Origin of the sequence: Bacillus alkalicellulosilyticus, assembly GCF_002019795.1 — a bacterium.
GTDB lineage: Bacteria > Bacillota > Bacilli > Bacillales > Bacillaceae_F > Bacillus_AO > Bacillus_AO alkalicellulosilyticum.
Map to the genome: position 1 here is coordinate 1,510,379 of NZ_KV917381.1, position 20,583 is coordinate 1,530,961.

Here is a 20,583-nt window from a genome sequence, read left to right on the forward strand (position 1 = left end):
ACAGAGGAGTACAGATGAAAAATTTGTACTTCTCTGTCTTTTTTCGTGTTGTCGTCTAAAAATAACTATAAAGCAGGTGAAAGAGATGAGTGGAAACCGAACACCGTTATACGACCTTTACCAACAATATGGTGGAAAAACGATTGATTTTGGAGGATGGGATCTTCCTGTTCAATTTTCTAGTATTAAAGAAGAACATGAAGCGGTTAGAACAAAAGCTGGACTTTTCGATGTCTCTCATATGGGGGAAGTAGAAGTAAAAGGGGAAAAAGCATTAGATTTTTTGCAATACGTTCTGACGAATGATGTCTCGACGTTACAAGATGGCCAGGCACTTTATACGGTCATGTGTTATGAAAACGGAGGAACAGTTGATGACTTACTTGTCTATAAACGGGCGGACCAAGATTACCTTCTTGTTGTAAATGCAGCAAACATAGAAACAGATGTGGCTTGGTTACATTCCCATGTCATCGATGGGGTTACAATTACTAATATTTCAAATGACATTGCGCTTTTAGCGTTACAAGGACCTGTGGCTGAAGAAGTCATTCAGAAAATGACGAGTACAAATGTATCTGAGATATCATTTTTTAGATTTAAAGAAGATGTTGAACTTGCTGGGAAAAAGGTACTTCTGTCTAGAACAGGATATACCGGGGAAGATGGCTTTGAAATTTACTGTCAAGCTGAAGATGCTCCTCATTTGTGGGATGTGATCTTAGCTGAAGGAAAAGATAGTGGAGTTGTACCTGTTGGATTAGGGGCTAGAGATACACTACGATTTGAAGCGAGATTGCCGTTATATGGGCAAGAGCTATCTAAAGATATTTCTCCACTTGAAGCAGGGATTGGCTTTGCGGTAAAACTTAAAAAATCAGTTGATTTCATTGGGAAAGCAGCATTAACCGAGCAAAAAGAACAAGGTGTCCCACGTAAACTCGTAGGAATTGAAATGATTGATAAAGGAATTCCACGTACAGGGTATGAAGTCTTTGTAGATGATAAACAAGTAGGAGTTGTGACAACAGGTACACAATCACCAACTCTAAAGCTAAATGTTGGCCTTGTTTTACTAGATAGCGAATATGCCAACCTTGACCAAGAAGTAGAAGTGCAAATTCGAAAAAAGCGCTTAAAAGCAAAAGTAGTGAAAACACCTTTTTACAAGAGATAATAGGATAGGAATTAGGAGGAAACCAAATGACATTTCGTTACTTACCAATGACAGAACAAGATAAAACTGAAATGCTAGAAACAATCGGTGTTCAATCCATAGAAGAATTGTTTAATGATATTCCAGATAAAGTGCGTTTCAAAGGTCAACTCAACATTAAGGAAGCTTTAACAGAACCTGCACTTGTACGCTACCTTCAAGGACTTGCAAATAAAAATACAAACATAAAACAAATGCCTTCTTTCTTAGGGGCTGGAGTTTATGAGCATTATATCCCTTCCGTAGTAGACCATGTGATTTCGCGTTCTGAGTTTTATACGGCATATACACCGTATCAGCCAGAAATTTCACAAGGTGAGCTACAAGCGATATTTGAATTTCAAACGATGATATGTGAATTAACAGGCATGGACCTTGCAAACTCTTCCATGTATGATGGTCCAACCGCGTTAGCAGAAGCAGCGATGATGAGTGCTGGTCAGACAAAGAAAAAGAAAGTCCTCGTTTCAAAAGCGGTTCATCCAGAAGCTAGGGACGTCCTAAAGACAAATGCAAAAGGACAAAACGTAACTGTAGTTGAAATTGATGTTCAAGACGGTGTAACGGACCTTGAAGATTTGAAAACTAAATATGACAGTGAAACAGCTGCAGTGATTGTTCAATATCCAAACTTCTTTGGAGCGATTGAAAATCTAGCGGCAATAGAAGAAATTGCTCACTCCGAAAAGGCAATGCTGGTTGTATCAAGTAATCCAGTCGCATTAGGAGCGCTTAAGCCACCAGGAGCATTTGGTGCTGATATCGTAGTAGGAGATGCGCAACCATTTGGAATTCCAACTCAATTTGGTGGACCACACTGTGGTTATTTTGCAGTAACGACAAAATTGATGAGAAAAATACCAGGTCGTTTAGTCGGTCAAACAGTGGATGATCAAGGACAACGTGGATTTGTTTTAACATTACAAGCGCGTGAACAACACATTCGTCGTGAAAAAGCGACTTCAAATATTTGTTCGAACCAAGCATTAAACGCACTAGCCGCATCTGTAGCGATGACAGCTATCGGTAAACAAGGAGTGCGTGAGATGGCGGTTCAAAATATCCAAAAATCAAATTATGCTAAAACAGCATGTAAAGAAGCAGGTATCAATGTGGTGTTCAGCCAACCGACGTTTAACGAGTTTGTGGTGAAGCTAAATAAACCAGTGGCTGAAGTAAGTCGTTTCCTTTTTGACAACGGATTTATTGCTGGGTATGACCTAGGTAGAGATTATCCTGAACTTGAAGGGCATATGCTTCTTGCCGTAACGGAGATTCGAACAAAAGAGGAAATTGATGCATTTGTGAAACAACTTGGGGCGGTGAATAACTAATGAGTAATCAACCATTAATTTTTGAACTTAGTAAAGAAGGTCGTATCGGACATAGCTTACCAGAACTAGACATTCCGGAACAATCACTTGAAGATTTAATCCCAAGCGAATTTATCCGTACAGAAGATCCTGGTCTTCCAGAAGTATCAGAACTTCAATTAATGCGCCATTATACAGCTTTATCTAAGCGAAATCATGGTGTCGATTCAGGTTTTTATCCACTAGGATCATGTACGATGAAGTACAATCCAAAAATTAATGAGGATGTTGCGCGTTTTGAAGGATTCGCTCACGTTCACCCTCTACAAGATGAATACCAAGTGCAAGGCGCACTTGAACTATTATATGAACTGCAAACTTCATTAGCAGAAATTACAGGAATGGATGAAGTGACTCTTCAACCAGCAGCTGGAGCACACGGGGAATGGACGGCTTTAATGATGATTCGTGCCTTCCACGAAGCAAATGGAGACGTCGAGCGTACAAAAGTTATCGTGCCAGACTCGGCTCATGGTACGAATCCAGCATCAGCGACAGTTGCAGGATTTGATTCTGTGACAGTACGAACAAACGAACAAGGCCTAGTTGATCTTGATCATCTACGAGAAGTGGTTGGACCAGATACAGCAGCATTAATGCTGACAAACCCGAATACACTAGGGCTTTTTGAAGAATATATTATAGAAATGGCAGCGATTATCCATGAAGCAGGTGGAAAATTATATTATGATGGAGCCAACTCCAATGCGATTTTAGGAATTGCTAGACCTGGAGACATGGGCTTTGATGCCGTTCATTTAAATTTACACAAAACATTCACTGGTCCACACGGTGGTGGCGGCCCAGGTTCTGGTCCAGTCGGCGTAAAGAAAGACTTAATTCCATTTTTACCGAAGCCTGTTATTGTAAAAAACGGTGATACGTATAGTCTTGATTATAACCGTCCGCAAACGATTGGCCGAGTAAAGCCGTATTACGGAAACTTCGGAATCAATGTACGTGCGTATACGTATATCCGAACGATGGGACCAGAAGGATTACGCCTTGTTTCTGAATATGCCGTATTAAATGCAAACTATATGATGAGACGATTAGAGCCGTATTTTGATTTACCGTACACACAGCACTGTAAACATGAATTTGTGCTATCAGGCAGACGTCAGAAAAAGCTTGGTGTTCGTACGCTAGACATCGCAAAACGTTTACTAGACTTTGGTTATCATCCACCAACGATCTACTTCCCATTAAATGTAGAGGAATGTATGATGATTGAGCCAACCGAAACAGAATCAAAAGAAACGCTCGATGAATTTATTGAAGCAATGATTCAAATTGCCAAAGAAACAGAAGAAAATCCAGAAATCGTGCAAGAAGCACCACACCATACGGTTATTGGACGCCTAGATGAAACAACTGCAGCCAGGAAACCAGTGTTACGTTACCAAAAGTAATAAATTTAACAAAAAAGAATGGCCTGTGATGGTGCGCAGGTCATTCTTTTTTGTTAAATTCATGAAGTTGTGAGGATAATTCATGAAAATGCAAGAGTAATCCATGAAAACGTGAGGATAATTCATGAAAAAAATCGATATTTCATGAAAAGTAATCATTAATTCATGAAAACTCAAAAAAAGAGGCTAGGGAGTTATACTCCTTAGCCTCTGGTTATAGGGATCATTCACTGAAGCGCAAGGGCTTCGCACACTGCGCGTGTTTTACAAGAAAGGCACTTGTAAAACACTTTAAAAAAAGGCAGTGGCTACGCTCCTTGCTTCTAACAAAAGCGACTTTGTCGCTTTTGTTATTTCTTCTTCACTTTACCGGTCCATTTGCGGAATCCGCCTTTTAAATGGTATAAATCTTCTACGCCACGTTTCTTCTTTAATACAGTAGCTGCTTGTTTACAGCGTGCTCCAGACTGGCAATATAAGTAGACAGGCTGGTCTGGGCGAATTTCATTCATTCGTTGTTTCAGTTGTGTCAGAGGTATGTTACGAGCACCTAAAATATGTCCTCCTTCAAATTCTCGTTGTTCACGGACATCAATAAGTTGGGCCTTTCGATATCCTTTAATAAAATCATCTTGTGTTAATGGAGTTAAATACTTTGGTGTGATTAAACGTTTTGTAATCCAGTATCCGAGAAAAGCTGCAATTATTACCCATAAAATAATATCCATTGAAGAACGAACACTCCTTTGTTTGTTGTTACGATACTCTAAATTATAGTACAACATAGACAGGTTAGGCAAAGGAAAAAAAGTGCTTTCATGAGAGGTAAGAAGATGACGCCATTTGTTTCTTTTGGTAAACTAGCAAAGGAATAGAAAGAAAAGAGGGAATTCACTTGAAAGAAACATGGCATTTTATTGATTCGGGGCAGTGTTCTCCAAGCTTTAATATGGCGTTAGATGAAGCACTGCTAACCTGGCATAGCCAAGGTAAAATCCCACCTACGATCCGATTTTATGGATGGGACCCAGCTACGTTATCCATTGGCTACTTTCAAAAGGTAGAAAAGGAAATTAACCTTGAAGCAGTAAAACAATATAATCTTGGTTTTGTTCGAAGGCCAACAGGTGGAAGAGGTGTACTACACGATAAAGAACTAACGTACAGTGTCATTGTATCTGAAGAACACCCTGACATGCCAGCATCCGTTACAGAAGCATATCGTGTCATATCACAAGGGCTATTAGAAGGATTTAGAAAAGTAGGGTTAGACGCTTATTTTGCTATTCCTAAGACAAAAGAAGAGCAAGAAGCTTTGAAAAATCCACGGTCTGCGGTATGCTTTGATGCCCCGTCCTGGTATGAGCTCGTTGTCGAAGGACGGAAAGTGGCGGGCAGTGCACAGACTAGACAAAAGGGTGTAATCCTTCAGCATGGTTCGATAATATTAGATATTGATGAGGATAAATTGTTTGATTTGTTTTTATATTCTAGTGACCGAGTAAGAGAACGATTGCAACGAAACTTTAAAAATAAAGCAGTCGCCATAAATGCTCTCCGAGAAACGCCACTATCGTACGAAGAAGCTAAGATCGCTTTTCGTGATGGTTTTGAAAAAGGTTTGAATATTCACCTAGAGGAATATAGGTTAACGCAAGAACAAACTGATGAAGTCGAACGTATACAAAAAGATAGATATGAAAATGAAGAGTGGAATTTTCGCAGGTGATGTTGTGGGCAGTTAGCAAATGAGAACTGCCCCTAATCAATTGTAAAAAGTTTTATATTAAAATAAACAAATTGTTTAAAAAATTATACCGTTTATACATGAGGTCAAAATAGTGCACCCTTTTAGTCAATTGAGTCACTATTCTACACCGTCGCTAGCCCCTTATAATAATAAAAGAAAGCGATTACAAAAAGGTGGTGAACGGTAGTGAATCAGTCCCAAGAAACAAAAGTCGAAACAGACGTCCACGTCTCTACACAACCGACCAAGAAAATAAAATGGGATCGAGTCTTAACCTACGCTGCATTTGTAGGACCTGCCCTTATTTTGTTTTTAACGATTCAAATCGTGCCCTTTTTCATGGGAGTTTATTATTCCTTTACATCATGGAACGGTGTAAGCTCAGTCGTTGAGTGGGTAGGACTCGAAAATTACAAACGTATTTTTACAAACGACCAGCGTTTCTTTAATTCCTTTATGTTTACAACAAAATTTATGATAGCTGCGGTGATCATAAGTAATGTTGTTGGTTTTGGATTAGCTTTACTATTAAACGCTGCATTGAAAACCAAAAATGTGTTACGGACTGTGTTCTTTATTCCTAATGTTATTGGCGGATTATTACTCGGATTCATATGGCAGTTTATTTTTGTCAGAGGATTTGCGGCGATTGGGGATTTAACAAATCTAGGATTCTTTCAAAAACCTTGGTTAGGGGATGCAGAGACAGCTTTTTGGGGCATCGTAATTGTGTTCGCGTGGCAAATCAGTGGGTATATGATGGTTATCTATATTGCAGCGTTACAGGGCGTTGACAATTCTCTCTTAGAAGCAGCTAGAATTGATGGTGCGAATTCTTTTACCTTACTTACAAAAATAATTGTTCCATTAATTGTTCCAGCGTTTACAATTTGTTTTTTCTTAACGATATCAATGGCATTTAAAATCTTTGATTTGAATATCTCGCTTACCGGTGGTGGACCTTTTAACTCTACGCAATCGGTTGCAATTAATATTTACCAAGAGGCTTTTACAAATAACAACTATGGAATTGGGTCTGCTAAATCAATTATTTTCTTCCTCATTGTTGCCATTGCAACGACAATTCAGGTGATGATTACGAAGAAGAGGGAGGTTGAGGCCTAATGAATCCTAAGTACACAAAGACAACATTCGTCTTAGAAATATTTGGAATATTACTAGCCATTCTCTTTTTAGTTCCCTTTTATTTCGTCTTTGTCAATTCAGTAAAAAGTTTTTCAGCGATATTAATAGATGCAGCAGCATGGCCTGAACAATTTTTATTTTCAAACTACGTGAAAGTATGGGAGATTATTAATTTTCCAACGGCGTTGTTTAATTCTTTTATCATTACAGCGATAAGTATTACTGGTTTAGTCATCATTAGTTCAATGGCGGCTTGGAAGCTTGTTCGTTCTCCTGGGCGTTTAAGTACATTTCTGTTTATCCTGTTTGTATCAGCGATGGTCATTCCGTTTCAAACGGTGATGATTCCGCTCGTCAAGCTTGGAGGGTTTTTAGGAATTATGAATAGCATACCAGGAATTATCATTATGTATTTTGGGTTTGGCGTTCCGCTATGTATCTTTTTATTTCATGGTTTTGTGAAAACGGTTCCTACAGAAATCGAAGAATCTGCAAGAATAGATGGTTGTTCACAATTTGGTGTGTTTTGGAAAATTGTATTTCCATTGTTAAAACCAATTACAGTGACAGTGATTATTCTCAATACATTATGGATTTGGAATGATTACCTTTTACCACTCCTAGTGTTGCAAGATGCGTCTTTACGGACAATTCCATTAGCGGCAAGTTCGTTCTTTGCTCAATATACAAAGCAATGGGATATGGGTCTTGCTGCACTAGTGCTTGGGATTACACCAATTATTATTTTCTTCTTGTTTTTACAAAAGCACATTATTAAAGGAATAGCACAAGGTTCCATTAAATAACACTGGTTTTACCCTTTGTTATCCTTACAACAAAGGTAATATATATAACACATTAGGAGGGCAATACTTATGAAAAAATGGCTAACTCTTTGCGTATCTATGATTCTAGCAATCGGTCTTCTTGCAGCTTGTGGTGGGGATCAAACATCAAGTGATACTGAAAATGACAACACCGATTCTACAGATACAGAAACAACGGAACCATCTGGAGATGTAGTTACATTGAATTTCTTCCAGTTTAAAGTTGAAATTGCTGACCAATTACGTGATATGCTAGATGAATTTGAAGCTGAACATCCAAACATTAAGGTGAATCTTGAAACGGTTGGTGGGGGTGCTGACTATGGTGCAGCTCTTCGTGCAAAGTTTGCTTCTGGAGAAAGACCTGATATTTTTAACAATGGTGGATTTAATGAACTAGGACTTTGGAAAGAACATTTAGCAGACCTTTCTGATGAGGCATGGGTCGATCACCTTCTTCCTATTGGAAAAGTTCCGATGACAGATGAGGATGGTAAGCTTTACGGTATGCCTGTAAACCTTGAAGGATATGGTTTTATCTATAACAAAGATTTGTTCGCACAAGCGGGAATTACAGAAGCTCCAACGAACTTATCTGAGTTACAAGCAGCGGTAGAAACGTTAGAAGAAAACGGAATTACAGCGTTTGCGGCTGGCTATGCTGAATGGTGGGTTATTGGGCAGCATTTACTAAATATTCCTTTTGCTCAACAAGATGATCCAGATGCTTTTATTCAAGGATTAATGGATGGAACAGAATCGTTTGTTGGAAACGAGCATTTTGAAGCATTTCAACAAATCGTTGATATGGAACTACAATACGGGAATACAAACCCACTTACTACGGACTACAACACTCAAGTAACATTGTTTGCTTCTGGTGAAACAGCAATGTTACAGCAAGGAAACTGGACTGAAAATATGATTTATGAAATCAACCCTGATATTAATATGGCGTTCTTACCAATTCCAATTAACGATGAGGCTGATGCAAATCGTATTCCAGTAGGGGTTCCAAATAACTGGGTATTATACAAGGAGTCTCCACATTTAGAAGAAGCGAAATTATTACTAGATTGGATGGTTTCTTCTGATACAGGAAAACGATACATGACAGAAGAATTTGCTTTCATCCCTGCTTTTGACAATATTGAGCCAGCTGGGCTTGGGGCATTAGGTGAGTCTATTCTTGAGTACTCAGTCGCTGACCAAACAATCCCATGGACATGGTTCCAATGGCCAGATGGAGCAAACCAAGACTTTGCTTCATTCATCCAAGAATACTCTGCGGGTCAAATCGAATTTGAGCAATTGCTAGAATCGATGCAAGCATCATGGGATGACAAAAAATAAAATAACGAAGCTATAAGAGACTAGAAAGCATGTCTATACGTAGATGTGCTTTCTATCTTATACTAGAGTAACAGGAAGGGGGATTAATCAGTGTTTGCCAGCATTCGTAGTAAGCTGATTACCTTGTTACTCTTAATTACAATTATCCCATTTGGTACATCTATTATCGTAACCTATTTTTATACAACCCAGTCTCTCAAAGAACAAGCAATTGATGAGAACCTAAATCTCCTTTATCAAGGAAAAGTTAATATTGAAACATACATAAGAGAGTTAAATAACCAAGCTTTAGTCATTTATCAAAACCCGGACTTTATGAATTATTTAAAATCATCCCGATTCCCAACAGATCACGGAGCAAGAAATATAGTAAATACTGTACTCCAAACATTATTATATTCTGATGACAGCATTAATCGTGTGTATATGTCTATTTTAAATAGTAACCACTTTGTCTCAGTTTCTAGAAGGTCAACAGTTATCTATATTGAAAATGTTGATAATCGAAATCAGGATTTTTACCTAAGAGCAGAAGAGAGTCCGTATAATCAATATATTCAACCCATTTACAATCCACATCCGGAACTAAGACGTACCAATCCTTTTACATTACACCGAGCATTTACAAATGTGCCTTCAGATGAAGTGCTGGCATTTATCTCGTTAGAAGTCAATCCTACAAAAATTACAGACTTGAGTAGGCAGCTTTATGATGCGGATGTAGAGGAGTTTTACATTATTAGCCAAGATGGAAGTTTTATTTTTAGTTCCCAAAACGGCCGTTATAGTGAAGATGAGCAATCCTCATGGGTTCAAGACTTGTTGAGTGCAAAACAAGATAGAGGGTTCATTGAGAAAAAAGAAGATACATTTCACGGTGTCATGGTATATGAGACGACTTCTGAAGCTACAGGTGAGTGGATTTTAGTGAAACGGTTACCTTATACGACGTTAAATGAGAGTGCATATAGTGTGGCGATGATTAATATTCTATTTGGTGTCATCGGTCTAGTTCTTGTCATTTTAGCGACCTTTCTCGTTTCCTTTCAAATCACGAAACCTATTAAAATTCTTGTCCAAAATATTCGACAAGTTGAAAAGGGAAACATGAAAGCTCAATTTAAATCGTTAGGAAATGATGAGATTGGGTTGTTAGGAGAGCGTTTTAAGATGATGATTGAAAAAATTAACAATCTCATTAATCGCGAATATAAACTTGAAATTGAAAATAAAAACAATCAATTAAAAGTGTTGCAATCCCAAATCAACCCCCATTTTTTATATAATGCTCTTCAATCGATTGGAACAGTTGCTTTAAAAAATAAAGTCCCTGAAATCTATACATCACTTACGGATTTATCTGAAATCATGAGATATGGAATGAATATGGATGAAGGTATTGTTCAATTAGAGAAAGAATTGAATTATTCCAAGGCCTATTTATTACTTCAAAAACAGCGTTTTGGGGATGATTTTGAGTTCACGATAAAAGTAGATCCACAGGCGCTTCAAATTAAAGTTCCTAAGATGATTATGCAACCAATTATCGAGAATTATTTTAAGCACGGTTTTGATTCAAGAGAGGGAGTTGGGAACCTTGTCATTGAATGTACCATTAGTGAGCCGTTTGTCATAATGACTATCCGTGATAATGGATTAGGTGTTTCTGAAGAGCGTCTTAAAGAGATCCAGCGCCATTTTTATGCAAAACATAACCGTGGGAGAGAGGATACAAACATCGGACTTAAAAATGTGTTTGTTCGATTAAAACTATACTACTCTAATCAAGCAACACTTCGATTGAACAATTTAGAGGGCGGAGGATTTGAAGTGATGATGAAGCTGCCAATACATTTAGAGGAGGTCTTTCATGAAGGCGATCATTATTGACGATGAAAAGCATGTTCGGGAAGGATTGATGCTATTAGCAGAATGGGACTCCTATGGCATTGATACTATTATCGAAGCCTCTGATGGAGAGGAAGCCGTCTCTTTAATTACAGAACATCAACCAGAAATCATTTTTACAGATATGCGAATGCCAAAACGTGATGGGATTAGTGTCTTAAAATGGATCCACTCATCCAATTTAAATTGTAAAACGATAGTTGTTAGTGGATATGATGATTTTCAGTATATGAGAAATGCGATTGCATTTGGTAGTTTTGATTATATATTAAAACCGATCCAACCTCACGTGTTACATGATACATTGCAACGAGCTGTGAAAGAATGGAATGAACAAAGGAATCATCAGTTGACTAATATGGAAAACCGTAGAGTCATTAATGAAGTAAAGCCACTTTATTTAGATTATCTTTTAACAAATGAGATGGACAAAGCGAAATTATCAAACCGTGCCATTGAGCAAATAAAAAAAGAATTTGGGCTTGATGTGTCGTACCAGCCATATACGATGGCAATTCTTCCAATGAATATGATGATTCAAATGAAATACCAAGGAGACATAGACCTTGCTTTCTTTTCTGTCTTAAACATTAGTAATGAAATTCTTCGAGACCAAAAGAACGGAATTGCTTTTAAGAATTTAAATAAAGAAGAAGAAATTGTGATTTTGTTTTGGAAGGAACAAGGCATTCAAGCAATAGCAGAACAAATTGCAACTGCCATTTATCAAGTAACTCGTGTTCACTGCTTACTTGTCATTGGTCAAGGGTCCTTACATATTTCAGAAGCGTACTTGTCGGCACATCATATTGTCAAAAAGCAAAATTTATTAGAATGTACTTGGAATACAACTGTCCTAACAAGTGACAATGTAAATCATACCGAAGTGATCCATCTGTTTGACTATACAGAGGAGATAAAATGGGCGATTCAAAGTGGAAGTACTGAACAAATCGACGATATTTTAGAGAGAATATACAATAAAATGGAGAAAAACCAATACATTTCACTAGAACAGGTAGATGTATGGGAGAATCAATTCGCTATTTTAAAAGAACATTGGTTAAAGGAATATGAAATTGAAAACAAGAAGGAGCTATATAAAGGAATAAGCTACTGGACAGGGGATGGCGTCTTTTCCATGGTGAAATTTAAAGCAGAAAAAAGAAAAGAGTTTCATGACTTACTTAAAATCGTATACCATGGACAATATAAGAAGGAAAAAAATAGTGTACAAATGATTGAGGAATATATCCGCTCGAATTATCAAAAGGATATCAAACTAAAAGAGATCGCAGACCGCTTTTTCTTAAGTCGAGAATACATTTCAAGGAAATTTAAACAAGAGTATGAAGCTACAATAACAGATTATGTCACAAAAATTAGAATTGATAAAGCGAAAGAATTATTAGAAAATCCTTTCCTGAAAATATATGAAATTGCGGATACGGTCGGATATCAAAACGATAAGTATTTTATCAAAGTGTTTAAGAAAAACGTTGGAATGACCCCAAATGAATATCGAGGAAAATTTACTAAATAATAGATTAACAATGGAGGGCTTGTCATGAGTAATGTAACCGTATGGAATGAAAATCGTCATGAACAAAAAAATCCAGTGGTTCGAGAAATATACCCTGATGGAATTCATGGAGCGATTGCAACTTTTTTACAGGAAGAAAATCATAACGTAACAACAGCAACATTAGATGAAGTCGAGCATGGACTAAAGGAAGAAGTATTGGAAAACACGGATGTTCTAATTTGGTGGGGCCATCTAGCGCACGATGAAGTTTCTGATGAGATGATTGAGAAAGTCAAGCAACGAGTATTGAATGGTATGGGTCTTATTGTTTTGCATTCAGGTCATTTTTCAAAGATATTCAAGACGTTAATGGGAACAACGTGTGACCTAAAATGGCGTGAAGCTGATGAAAAAGAACGATTATGGGTTGTGTCGCCAAGCCATCCGATTACGGATGGAATCGGCGAGTATATTGAAATTGAAAAAGAAGAAATGTACGGGGAGCATTTTGATATCCCTGCGCCTGACGAATTAATTTTCTTAAGCTGGTTTGAAGGAGGAGAGGTGTTTAGAAGTGGTTGCACGTATCAGCGTGGTCAAGGAAAAATCTTTTATTTTAGACCTGGACATGAAACATACCCAACCTATTATCATAAAGATATACAGCAAGTAATAAAAAATGCAGTAAAATGGGCTACACCAACTTCACGACCAAAGCCTGTATACGGCAACGCGCAACCTTTAGAAACCATCAAGCCAAAACAACAAGCATAATAAAGAGTAATGAAAGTTGATTATGGAGATTACCATAGTCAGCTTTTTTTTGATATTCCTTTTTGTGGTAATTATTTATTTGGATTAAATAGATGCTTTTTCCTAACAATAAAAAGGAGAATAAAAAAGGAGGTCACCCATTGAAACATATAACTGCATTAGTTATCAAACTTGTGTTAGTAACTCTTGCCTTATTAATTGTCATGACTGGTTTTTATCACTACCCATTTGGATCTTCATTTGGATTAGCGATACTCATTTCGGTTTTTAGCTATATTGTCGGAGATTTAGGCGTTTTACGGATATCCAATAATACGATAGCAACTTTAGCTGATTTGGGACTAAACACCTTTATCATTTGGTTAATTGGTCCTTTTCTTTATTTCTTACCGGTTACGGTTACAATGGCATTCTTTGCAGCACTTGCTATATGTGTTGGAGAATGGTTCCTCCATAAATTTGTGGCGAATATGATGTTTGAGCGAGACAAGGAACCTTCGCCCCAACTATAAACACACGGTGGCACTACTGGATAATCAGTAGTGTCATTTCGTTTTTGGAAAATAATTGAAGTTGATAACCTTCCGCACTTTTTATTTAAAGTGAGAAATACTAACAACATAAAAGAAATCTAAAGCTTATCGATGGTAAAATAACAACTACCGAATGTTACATCTACGTTACAAATGTTGCATTTATAATAAACTATTTTTTCTGACAATTAGTGCATCTTTAAAACCCTTGATGCTATAGGTTTTTTAAAATACAAAAAAGTGCAATGTAGAAAAATGTCCAAATTCAGCGGTATTTAGAGGTTTTTGTTGTTGTATCTCTTAATTCCTCGCTTTTTATGTATATTTTATAGTTTGACAAAATTGGATAGACTCTTACTAGTTTCACAAGATGTAGTATATCCTCAATATATTTGGACACAAGATATTGATTTGTTATTGTAATTATGTTACGCTAGGGCAAGTGAATTACTAGATACATTGTTTTGTAAACAGATGAAATGTTTGGAAAAGATTGTGTCGAATAATGCAAACAAAATTACATACAGCATGACCTTACAAAGGTTTTAATCTGTCCATATAAAAGGAGGAATTCTCAATGACAATGATGATGTCTAAAATCATGAACATTAACATTGAGCGGTTGAACGAAGATATTGCACAATTTACTCAGGTACATCCGGTGACTGAAAGCATGAATATTACAAAAAAAGGTGTTTCTCGCCTTGTTATGCTTGACCGTTATACATTCAAAGATACTGAGAAGAAAACATTAAAAGAGGGAGACTTTGTTGTTCTTACAGTGAAGGATGACCCTAAATTCCCAGCACGTGGTTACGGATATGTACTAGAGATGCTTAAAAGCGAAAATAAGGCAAAAATCTTAGTCGATGAAGAATTCCAAGGCGTATTAGATGACCCTGAAGAGGTTAAAACAGGTGTTGTCATTCGTTCGCTTGATTCCATTGAAAAACCTTTAGAAATTTATTATGAACAAATTGCTAAGCGTGTAGCTACTGGTTTAGCTTCTGTTGAGGTTGACGAAGAAAAACGCCAGCAATCATTTGAAAAATTTTATCATGAACTAGTAAACATGAATTTTATCCCAGCGGGAAGAGTTCTTTATGGAGCAGGAGCAGGTACAGATGTAACCTACTTTAACTGTTATGTTATGCCATTTGTGAAAGACTCTCGTAATGGAATTTCAGAGCACCGTACACAAGTAATGGAAATTATGAGTCGTGGTGGTGGAGTGGGTACAAATGGTTCCACGCTTCGTCCAAGAAATACACTAGCTCGTGGAGTTAATGGAAAATCATCAGGATCCGTATCATGGCTTGATGATATTGCCAAGCTAACGCATCTTGTTGAACAAGGTGGAAGCCGTCGCGGAGCACAGATGATTATGTTAATCGACTCGCATCCTGACATCCTTGAGTTCATTATATCGAAAATGCAAAATCCTCGAATTTTACGATTCTTATTAGAGAATTCGAACGATGACCAAATTAAGAAGTTAGTTAAAGAAAAATTGAAGTTTACTCCTTTAACTGAAGTTGAGCGGGCGATGTACCAAGGAATTGTAAATTTTAAAACGGTTCCTGGTAACGGTGGCTTTGAAGAAAAAATTCTGAAAGAAGCCGAAGAAAAGCTTGCCCTTGGTGGAAACTATAGTGTAAACAATTCAGAATTCTTAACTGGAGCTAATATTTCTGTTTGTATTACAAAAGAATTCATGGAAGCAGTCGAAAAAGATGAAGAGTATGCTCTTCGTTTCCCAGATGTTGAAAACTACAGCAAAGAAGAAATGGACATCTACAATAATGAATGGCATGAGTGTGGTGATGTACGCGAGTGGGAAAAACGAGGCCATAAAGTTCGTACGTATCGCCACATTAAAGCAAGTGAGCTTTGGAACTTAATTAACGTTTGTGCGACGTATAGTGCAGAGCCAGGAATCTTCTTTATTGATAATGCCAACGATATGACGAACGCAAAAGCGTACGGACAAAAAGTAGTTGCTACGAACCCATGTGGAGAGCAACCACTAGCTCCTTATTCTGTTTGTAACTTAGCTGCGATTAATCTTGGAGAAATGGCAGATAAAGAAGCTAAAGTTATTGATTTTGAAAAACTTAAGCAAACGGTTCGAACAGGCGTAAGAATGCAAGACAATGTCATTGATGCAACTCCTTACTTCTTAGAAGATAACACAAAGCAAGCAAAAGGAGAGCGTCGTGTAGGTTTGGGTGTTATGGGATTACATGACTTACTCATTTACTGTGAAACTGTATATGGTTCAGAAAAAGGAAACGAATTAGTTGACCAAATCTTTGAAACGATTGCAACTACAGCTTACCGTACAAGTATTGAACTTGCGCAAGAAAAAGGAAGCTTCCCGTTCCTTATTGGAAATACAGATGAGGAAACGAAAGCCCTTCGTGAAGCGTTTATTAATACTGGATACATGAAAAAAATGCCTGAAGATATTCGTGAAGGAATTTTAGAGCACGGAATTCGTAACTCTCACCTTCTAACGGTTGCTCCAACAGGAAGTACAGGGACGATGGTAGGGGTATCTACAGGACTTGAGCCATACTTCTCATTCTCTTACTACCGAAGTGGAAGACTTGGAAAGTTTATTGAAGTAAAGGCCGAAATCGTTCAAGAATACCTTGAAGCGAATCCTGAAGCAAACCCGAATGAATTGCCAGAGTGGTTTGTATCCACAATGGAATTAGCACCAGAAGCACATGCGGATGTTCAATGTATTATCCAAGGTTGGGTAGATAGTTCATTATCGAAAACAGTAAATGCGCCTAGAGGATATACGGTAGAGCAAGTTCAAAAAGTATATGAGCGCCTATACCGTGGTGGAGCAAAAGGTGGTACGGTTTACGTTGATGGTAGCCGTGACGCTCAAGTTCTATCATTAAAAGCTGAAGATAATCAGTTTGATGATTTCCAAGAAGAAGCACAAACAACTAAAAAACAACCTGTTGTTCTTTTAGAAACGATTGCTGATTTACGTTCTACAAATGTTACCATCGGTTCTGAAGTAGGAAATACTTGTCCAGTGTGTCGTGAAGGTACAGTGGAAGACCTTGGTGGATGTAATACTTGTACGAGTTGTGGAGCTCAATTGAAGTGTGGATTGTAATTAAATAAAACAAAAAACTAATGTAGAAATAAAAGAAAGATGTATCGTTTTAAAGAAAGTTATACCGTTTATAATAAAATTGTACCGTTGTACCCCTTTGGATATAATTGTCTAAAGGGGTGTTTTTATGTCTAAAAGAAATTGAACATCTAAAATTGAGAAATGGATACAAGATGGTCGTGGCTCAGGTATTGGTTCAGAGTATAACCCATGGTTAAAAGTTCAAAATGTATCTTCGTTAGGTAGATCTACTCGATTGAAAGGAATAAAGACAAATAGGCAGCATGAGTTTTTATCAGATTTAGAGCGAAACTACTTTTATATAACTGAATTTTCAGATTTCTATATTGGTATTCGTGACAATTTCCTCTACTACCATTGGAAGAAACAATTGTCATTGCAGATGAGTTAGGTCTTAAACATCCTACTGATCCTAAAACGGGAGAACCGATTGTAATGACAAAAGATTTTTTAACAGTCAAAACATGAATATACATTAATTTCCAAATTAGAGCGTATTAAAGGTAGCATTTTCAAGCAACGAACGAAGGAAGATGAAAACACAAAGAAATTCTACTTTAATACGGATTCTATTCGATCAACCGCAGATAGTGGTGGTCAACAACTCGTGCGAGGATTAGAGCATCAAATGTTACATGAGCTTCAAGATTTTATTAATAGGAACAATACATGTAATTATGGATGTGCTGCCAGATGGGCAAGGTGAACGTAGATTTACAAAATTGAGTGATAATATTACTAAGCGACCTTATGTAATTGCTCAAATATATCTGGGAAATGGAAAACTTTACAACATTATAGAAAGTGAACGAGAAAATTGATCTTTGTCGATGTTGATACTATCATCGCTAGTAACTCATGAATGGTAAACTATTTATGATCGACTGCTTATAAATCTTGTGAATGATAGTGGAACATGGACAAGTAAGTCATTGAAAAGCATTGAAGGTCAAGGAATTACATTGGTGAAAGTTAAACATAGTTCTAAAGGGGTTCAGCATAGGGCTGAAATCTTATATGATAAATTAGTTTAATTTACTATTCCTTTATTGAAAATAACAAAAACTATAGTCTGTTCAAAAAAGGTATTATCTAGTTTTTTCATTGCATTAAATAAGTTAGTATTGTACGATAAAGTATTTTGAGGTTAATTATTCTTTTTTATAATTTCCATTTTGATCGATCTTTTTTCAAAATGGATTCTTTTTATTTATCATTAAATGATGGTTTGTGAGGTATTTTTGATTAAACTTTATTCCAAAGCAACATTACGACACAAATTGTAGTTGTGCTATATGCAAAAAGATGTATACAAAAGAAAAATGTAGTGATACAATTTTCCTATTATAGAAATAGTAAAAAAGTAGGGGGTGGATTGTATGAAAAGCTATTTCACGAAGTCATTGTTTTTAACTGGATTTATCTTGCTGTTTTCTTTTAACTCTGTTTCCGCATCTACAGATATTGAAGGATTTAATGCTAAAGATTCAATATTGAAAGTAGTTGAAGAGGGCATTATTACAGGGGATGCAAATGGATATTTTAATCTATCACGTAACATAACGATACAAGACAGTGCTATTATCCTAGCAAAATCACTTGAATTAGAAAATTCAAGTTCGTCTGTTACTGCTACGTTTTTAGATTCTTCGGCATTTTTAGAGGCTGCTGTTAAAGCTGGATTGATAAGTGGAACTGGGGTATGTAATTTTGAAATTAACGCAAATCTAACTCGTTAAGACATGGCAACTATTTTTGTACAAGCATTAGGAACTGAAATAAATGGTTATGGAGACAAGGTACATTTGCTGATAATGATGAAATTTTAGAGTGGACTAAAGACTCAGCGGCTGATGCTGTTGACCTAGGATGAATGATCGGTGAGTCGTCTAACAGTTTTAATCCTCAACTGGTTGCTGAAAGAGAACAAGTTGCATTAGTTGCCAATAAATATTTTGTAAAAAAGAGTCAGTAGGTATTTTTCAAAGTATACTTAATTCAAGAAATTAGAAAAAGCCCTTCCGTAATTGGAGGGGCTTTTAAATGGGGTAATTCATGATGTTTTATTAGTGTGGATTTGAAGGATTTATTTATTCACATATCAAAGAAATCTCTTCTATCCACTTCATAAATTTTAGTCCATGTTTCAATCCTCGGATTATACTCTGGATCACTACACATATTTGATACAGTTTGCTTCCTACATTAGCTTTCTTCGCAATTTCATTATGAATCAGTCAAACCCATCTTATCCATCCATTTTCCAAACTTACTGCATTTTTAGGCTAATCCGAACATACTTCCACTCCTATACAAGTAGTTTTGCAAGGGGTGTAGTAATACACATATAAATGCTCTCTTTTACTATTAAAAACTATTTTTGGTTAAGTGGAAACTATAGGGGATTTTTATTTTAGTTGAGAAAATAAAAAAAACACTTAGGGAGCGCCGTATCATTATACTATAAATTTAATTGTCTTATTAGGGGTAGCGTCAGGATTGACAAATTACAACGTTAAGAGTATAAATCCACTCATAGCAATGGTTATGGGGATTATATCAATGGATTAGAGCCTATTGAGATACAATCTAATTTCCAGAAAAATAGGCTTCATAATACCTCATCAGCTAAAATAGATATGTTCATGAGTTTTGATCAATCTTTTTATAAAAACTAACTGCAGATTTCTAACAAAAGACTCCATTTTGATCAATCTTTTTTTAAGATGCGTGGCCTTTTTCTATAATAAGAATCAACATTTGTAGCCATATTTTAACCAAACTTTATTTCAAAGCTACAACTAAATAAAGTTTGATAATAAATTAACCTATTTGGTATTATTTACTAAAGGGGTTATTTTTTGTCTTTCTGAAATAGGGAGGCGAGATCATAATGAAGATTGCAATTGAATAAAAAGGGAGATAACACCTGAACCTGAAGGGTCTGATTTTTGCTATTTAATAATGTTCTGAATGGGACAAGGAGAACGAGGGATGAAATGGACCGTCAATCATTAATTAAAAAGTTTGATAAGCAAGCAAAAAAATACAATAAACGAAGAAAAAATGATCAGGCTTATAAGTTTCGGCAACGAATTTTTAAAGAAGCCAAAGGAAAGGTGTTGGAGGTTGGCATTGGTTCAGGACTCAATTTTCCCTTCTATAGTAGTGATATTGAGTTGACAGGATTGGATTTTAGTGAAGCAATGTTGAAATCAGCACAGAATGCGGCTAAAGATTATCCTTTTAAAACAACGCTTATTCAAGATGATGTGGAAACGATTGAATTTAACGAAAACAGCTTTGACACTATCATATCTTCGGGCAGCTTATGTGCCTATCAAGAACCTGTAAGTGTTCTGAATAGCTTTCAGAAGTGGTGTAAGCCAGAAGGGAGAATTCTAATGCTGGAGCACGGCATTAGTACAAATAAACCGTTGGCATGGTTACAAAAATCTTTGAACCCTTTGGCACTAAAGGTTATAGGGTGTCACCAGAACAGAGATATTTCAGATATTGTAAAAAAATCTAATTTAATGCTCATTAGGGAGGAGCGTTATTTTGCAGGTTATTTATATCTGATATGGGCTAAACCATAAGTTTTTC

15 protein-coding genes and 1 pseudogene are annotated in these 20,583 nt (G+C 36.6%); 15 read left to right on the plus strand and 1 reads right to left on the minus strand.

The features are described from left to right. Positions 1–85 precede the first annotated feature (85 nt). Genes gcvT through gcvPB form a run of 3 tightly spaced genes read left to right on the plus strand, consistent with a single transcriptional unit; the run spans position 86 to position 4,001 of the window. A complete protein-coding gene (gcvT, locus tag BK585_RS07725; protein ID WP_078552892.1) occupies positions 86–1,177 on the plus strand; it encodes a glycine cleavage system aminomethyltransferase GcvT in 1,092 nt (363 codons plus the stop codon). Between the two features lie 26 nt (positions 1,178–1,203). Further along, positions 1,204–2,550, plus strand: a complete 1,347-nt coding sequence (gene gcvPA / locus BK585_RS07730) for an aminomethyl-transferring glycine dehydrogenase subunit GcvPA (RefSeq protein WP_078552893.1) — start codon at positions 1,204–1,206, stop codon at positions 2,548–2,550. Next, positions 2,550–4,001, plus strand: coding sequence for an aminomethyl-transferring glycine dehydrogenase subunit GcvPB (gene gcvPB, locus BK585_RS07735; RefSeq protein WP_078552894.1), 1,452 nt, complete (start codon positions 2,550–2,552; stop codon positions 3,999–4,001). Before gcvPA ends, gcvPB begins: the two co-directional genes overlap by 1 nt. Before the next feature lie 350 nt (positions 4,002–4,351). Here gcvPB and BK585_RS07740 read toward each other — a convergent pair whose 3' ends face one another. Next, positions 4,352–4,729 carry a rhodanese-like domain-containing protein gene (locus BK585_RS07740; RefSeq protein WP_078552895.1) on the minus strand — a complete coding sequence of 126 codons (378 nt, stop codon included), beginning with the start codon at positions 4,727–4,729 and terminating at the stop codon, positions 4,352–4,354. Between the two features lie 221 nt (positions 4,730–4,950). Between BK585_RS07740 and BK585_RS07745 the strand changes: the two genes are divergently transcribed. The 12 genes and pseudogenes from BK585_RS07745 (at position 4,951) to BK585_RS07810 (ending at position 20,576) form a co-directional block, all read left to right on the plus strand. Further along, entirely contained in the window at positions 4,951–5,730 is a 780-nt protein-coding gene (locus BK585_RS07745) for a lipoate--protein ligase family protein (protein ID WP_078556684.1), read from the plus strand. A gap of 207 nt (positions 5,731–5,937) precedes the next feature. Further along, positions 5,938–6,876 carry a carbohydrate ABC transporter permease gene (locus tag BK585_RS07750; RefSeq protein ID WP_078552896.1) on the plus strand — a complete coding sequence of 313 codons (939 nt, stop codon included), beginning with the start codon at positions 5,938–5,940 and terminating at the stop codon, positions 6,874–6,876. Beyond that, positions 6,876–7,703 carry a carbohydrate ABC transporter permease gene (locus BK585_RS07755; protein ID WP_078552897.1) on the plus strand — a complete coding sequence of 276 codons (828 nt, stop codon included), beginning with the start codon at positions 6,876–6,878 and terminating at the stop codon, positions 7,701–7,703. The genes BK585_RS07750 and BK585_RS07755 overlap by 1 nt, the downstream gene beginning before the upstream one ends. A gap of 69 nt (positions 7,704–7,772) precedes the next feature. After that, entirely contained in the window at positions 7,773–9,077 is a 1,305-nt protein-coding gene (locus tag BK585_RS07760; protein ID WP_078552898.1) for an ABC transporter substrate-binding protein, read from the plus strand. A 90-nt stretch (positions 9,078–9,167) separates the two neighbouring features. Then, positions 9,168–10,967 (plus strand): sensor histidine kinase, encoded by a 1,800-nt coding sequence (locus BK585_RS07765; protein WP_078552899.1) that lies wholly within the window; start codon positions 9,168–9,170, stop codon positions 10,965–10,967. Then, positions 10,948–12,528 carry a response regulator gene (locus tag BK585_RS07770; RefSeq protein ID WP_078552900.1) on the plus strand — a complete coding sequence of 527 codons (1,581 nt, stop codon included), beginning with the start codon at positions 10,948–10,950 and terminating at the stop codon, positions 12,526–12,528. Before BK585_RS07765 ends, BK585_RS07770 begins: the two co-directional genes overlap by 20 nt. 24 nt (positions 12,529–12,552) lie before the next feature. After that, on the plus strand, positions 12,553–13,284 hold the full coding sequence (locus BK585_RS07775) for a ThuA domain-containing protein (RefSeq protein WP_078552901.1): 732 nt from the start codon (positions 12,553–12,555) through the stop codon (positions 13,282–13,284). Between the two features lie 140 nt (positions 13,285–13,424). Continuing rightward, positions 13,425–13,796 carry a DUF2512 family protein gene (locus BK585_RS07780; protein WP_170885505.1) on the plus strand — a complete coding sequence of 124 codons (372 nt, stop codon included), beginning with the start codon at positions 13,425–13,427 and terminating at the stop codon, positions 13,794–13,796. 598 nt (positions 13,797–14,394) lie between these two features. Next, positions 14,395–16,956 (plus strand): vitamin B12-dependent ribonucleotide reductase, encoded by a 2,562-nt coding sequence (locus BK585_RS07785; protein ID WP_078552903.1) that lies wholly within the window; start codon positions 14,395–14,397, stop codon positions 16,954–16,956. Positions 16,957–17,110: 154 nt separating this feature from the next. Next, positions 17,111–17,430 (plus strand): annotated as a pseudogene (locus BK585_RS24825) (PDDEXK family nuclease); the annotation flags it as partial. Between the two features lie 926 nt (positions 17,431–18,356). Beyond that, positions 18,357–18,716, plus strand: a complete 360-nt coding sequence (locus tag BK585_RS07800) for an S-layer homology domain-containing protein (RefSeq protein ID WP_078552904.1) — start codon at positions 18,357–18,359, stop codon at positions 18,714–18,716. Positions 18,717–19,976: 1,260 nt separating this feature from the next. After that, positions 19,977–20,576, plus strand: coding sequence for a class I SAM-dependent methyltransferase (locus BK585_RS07810; protein ID WP_078552905.1), 600 nt, complete (start codon positions 19,977–19,979; stop codon positions 20,574–20,576). The last annotated feature ends 7 nt before the right edge of the window (positions 20,577–20,583 follow it).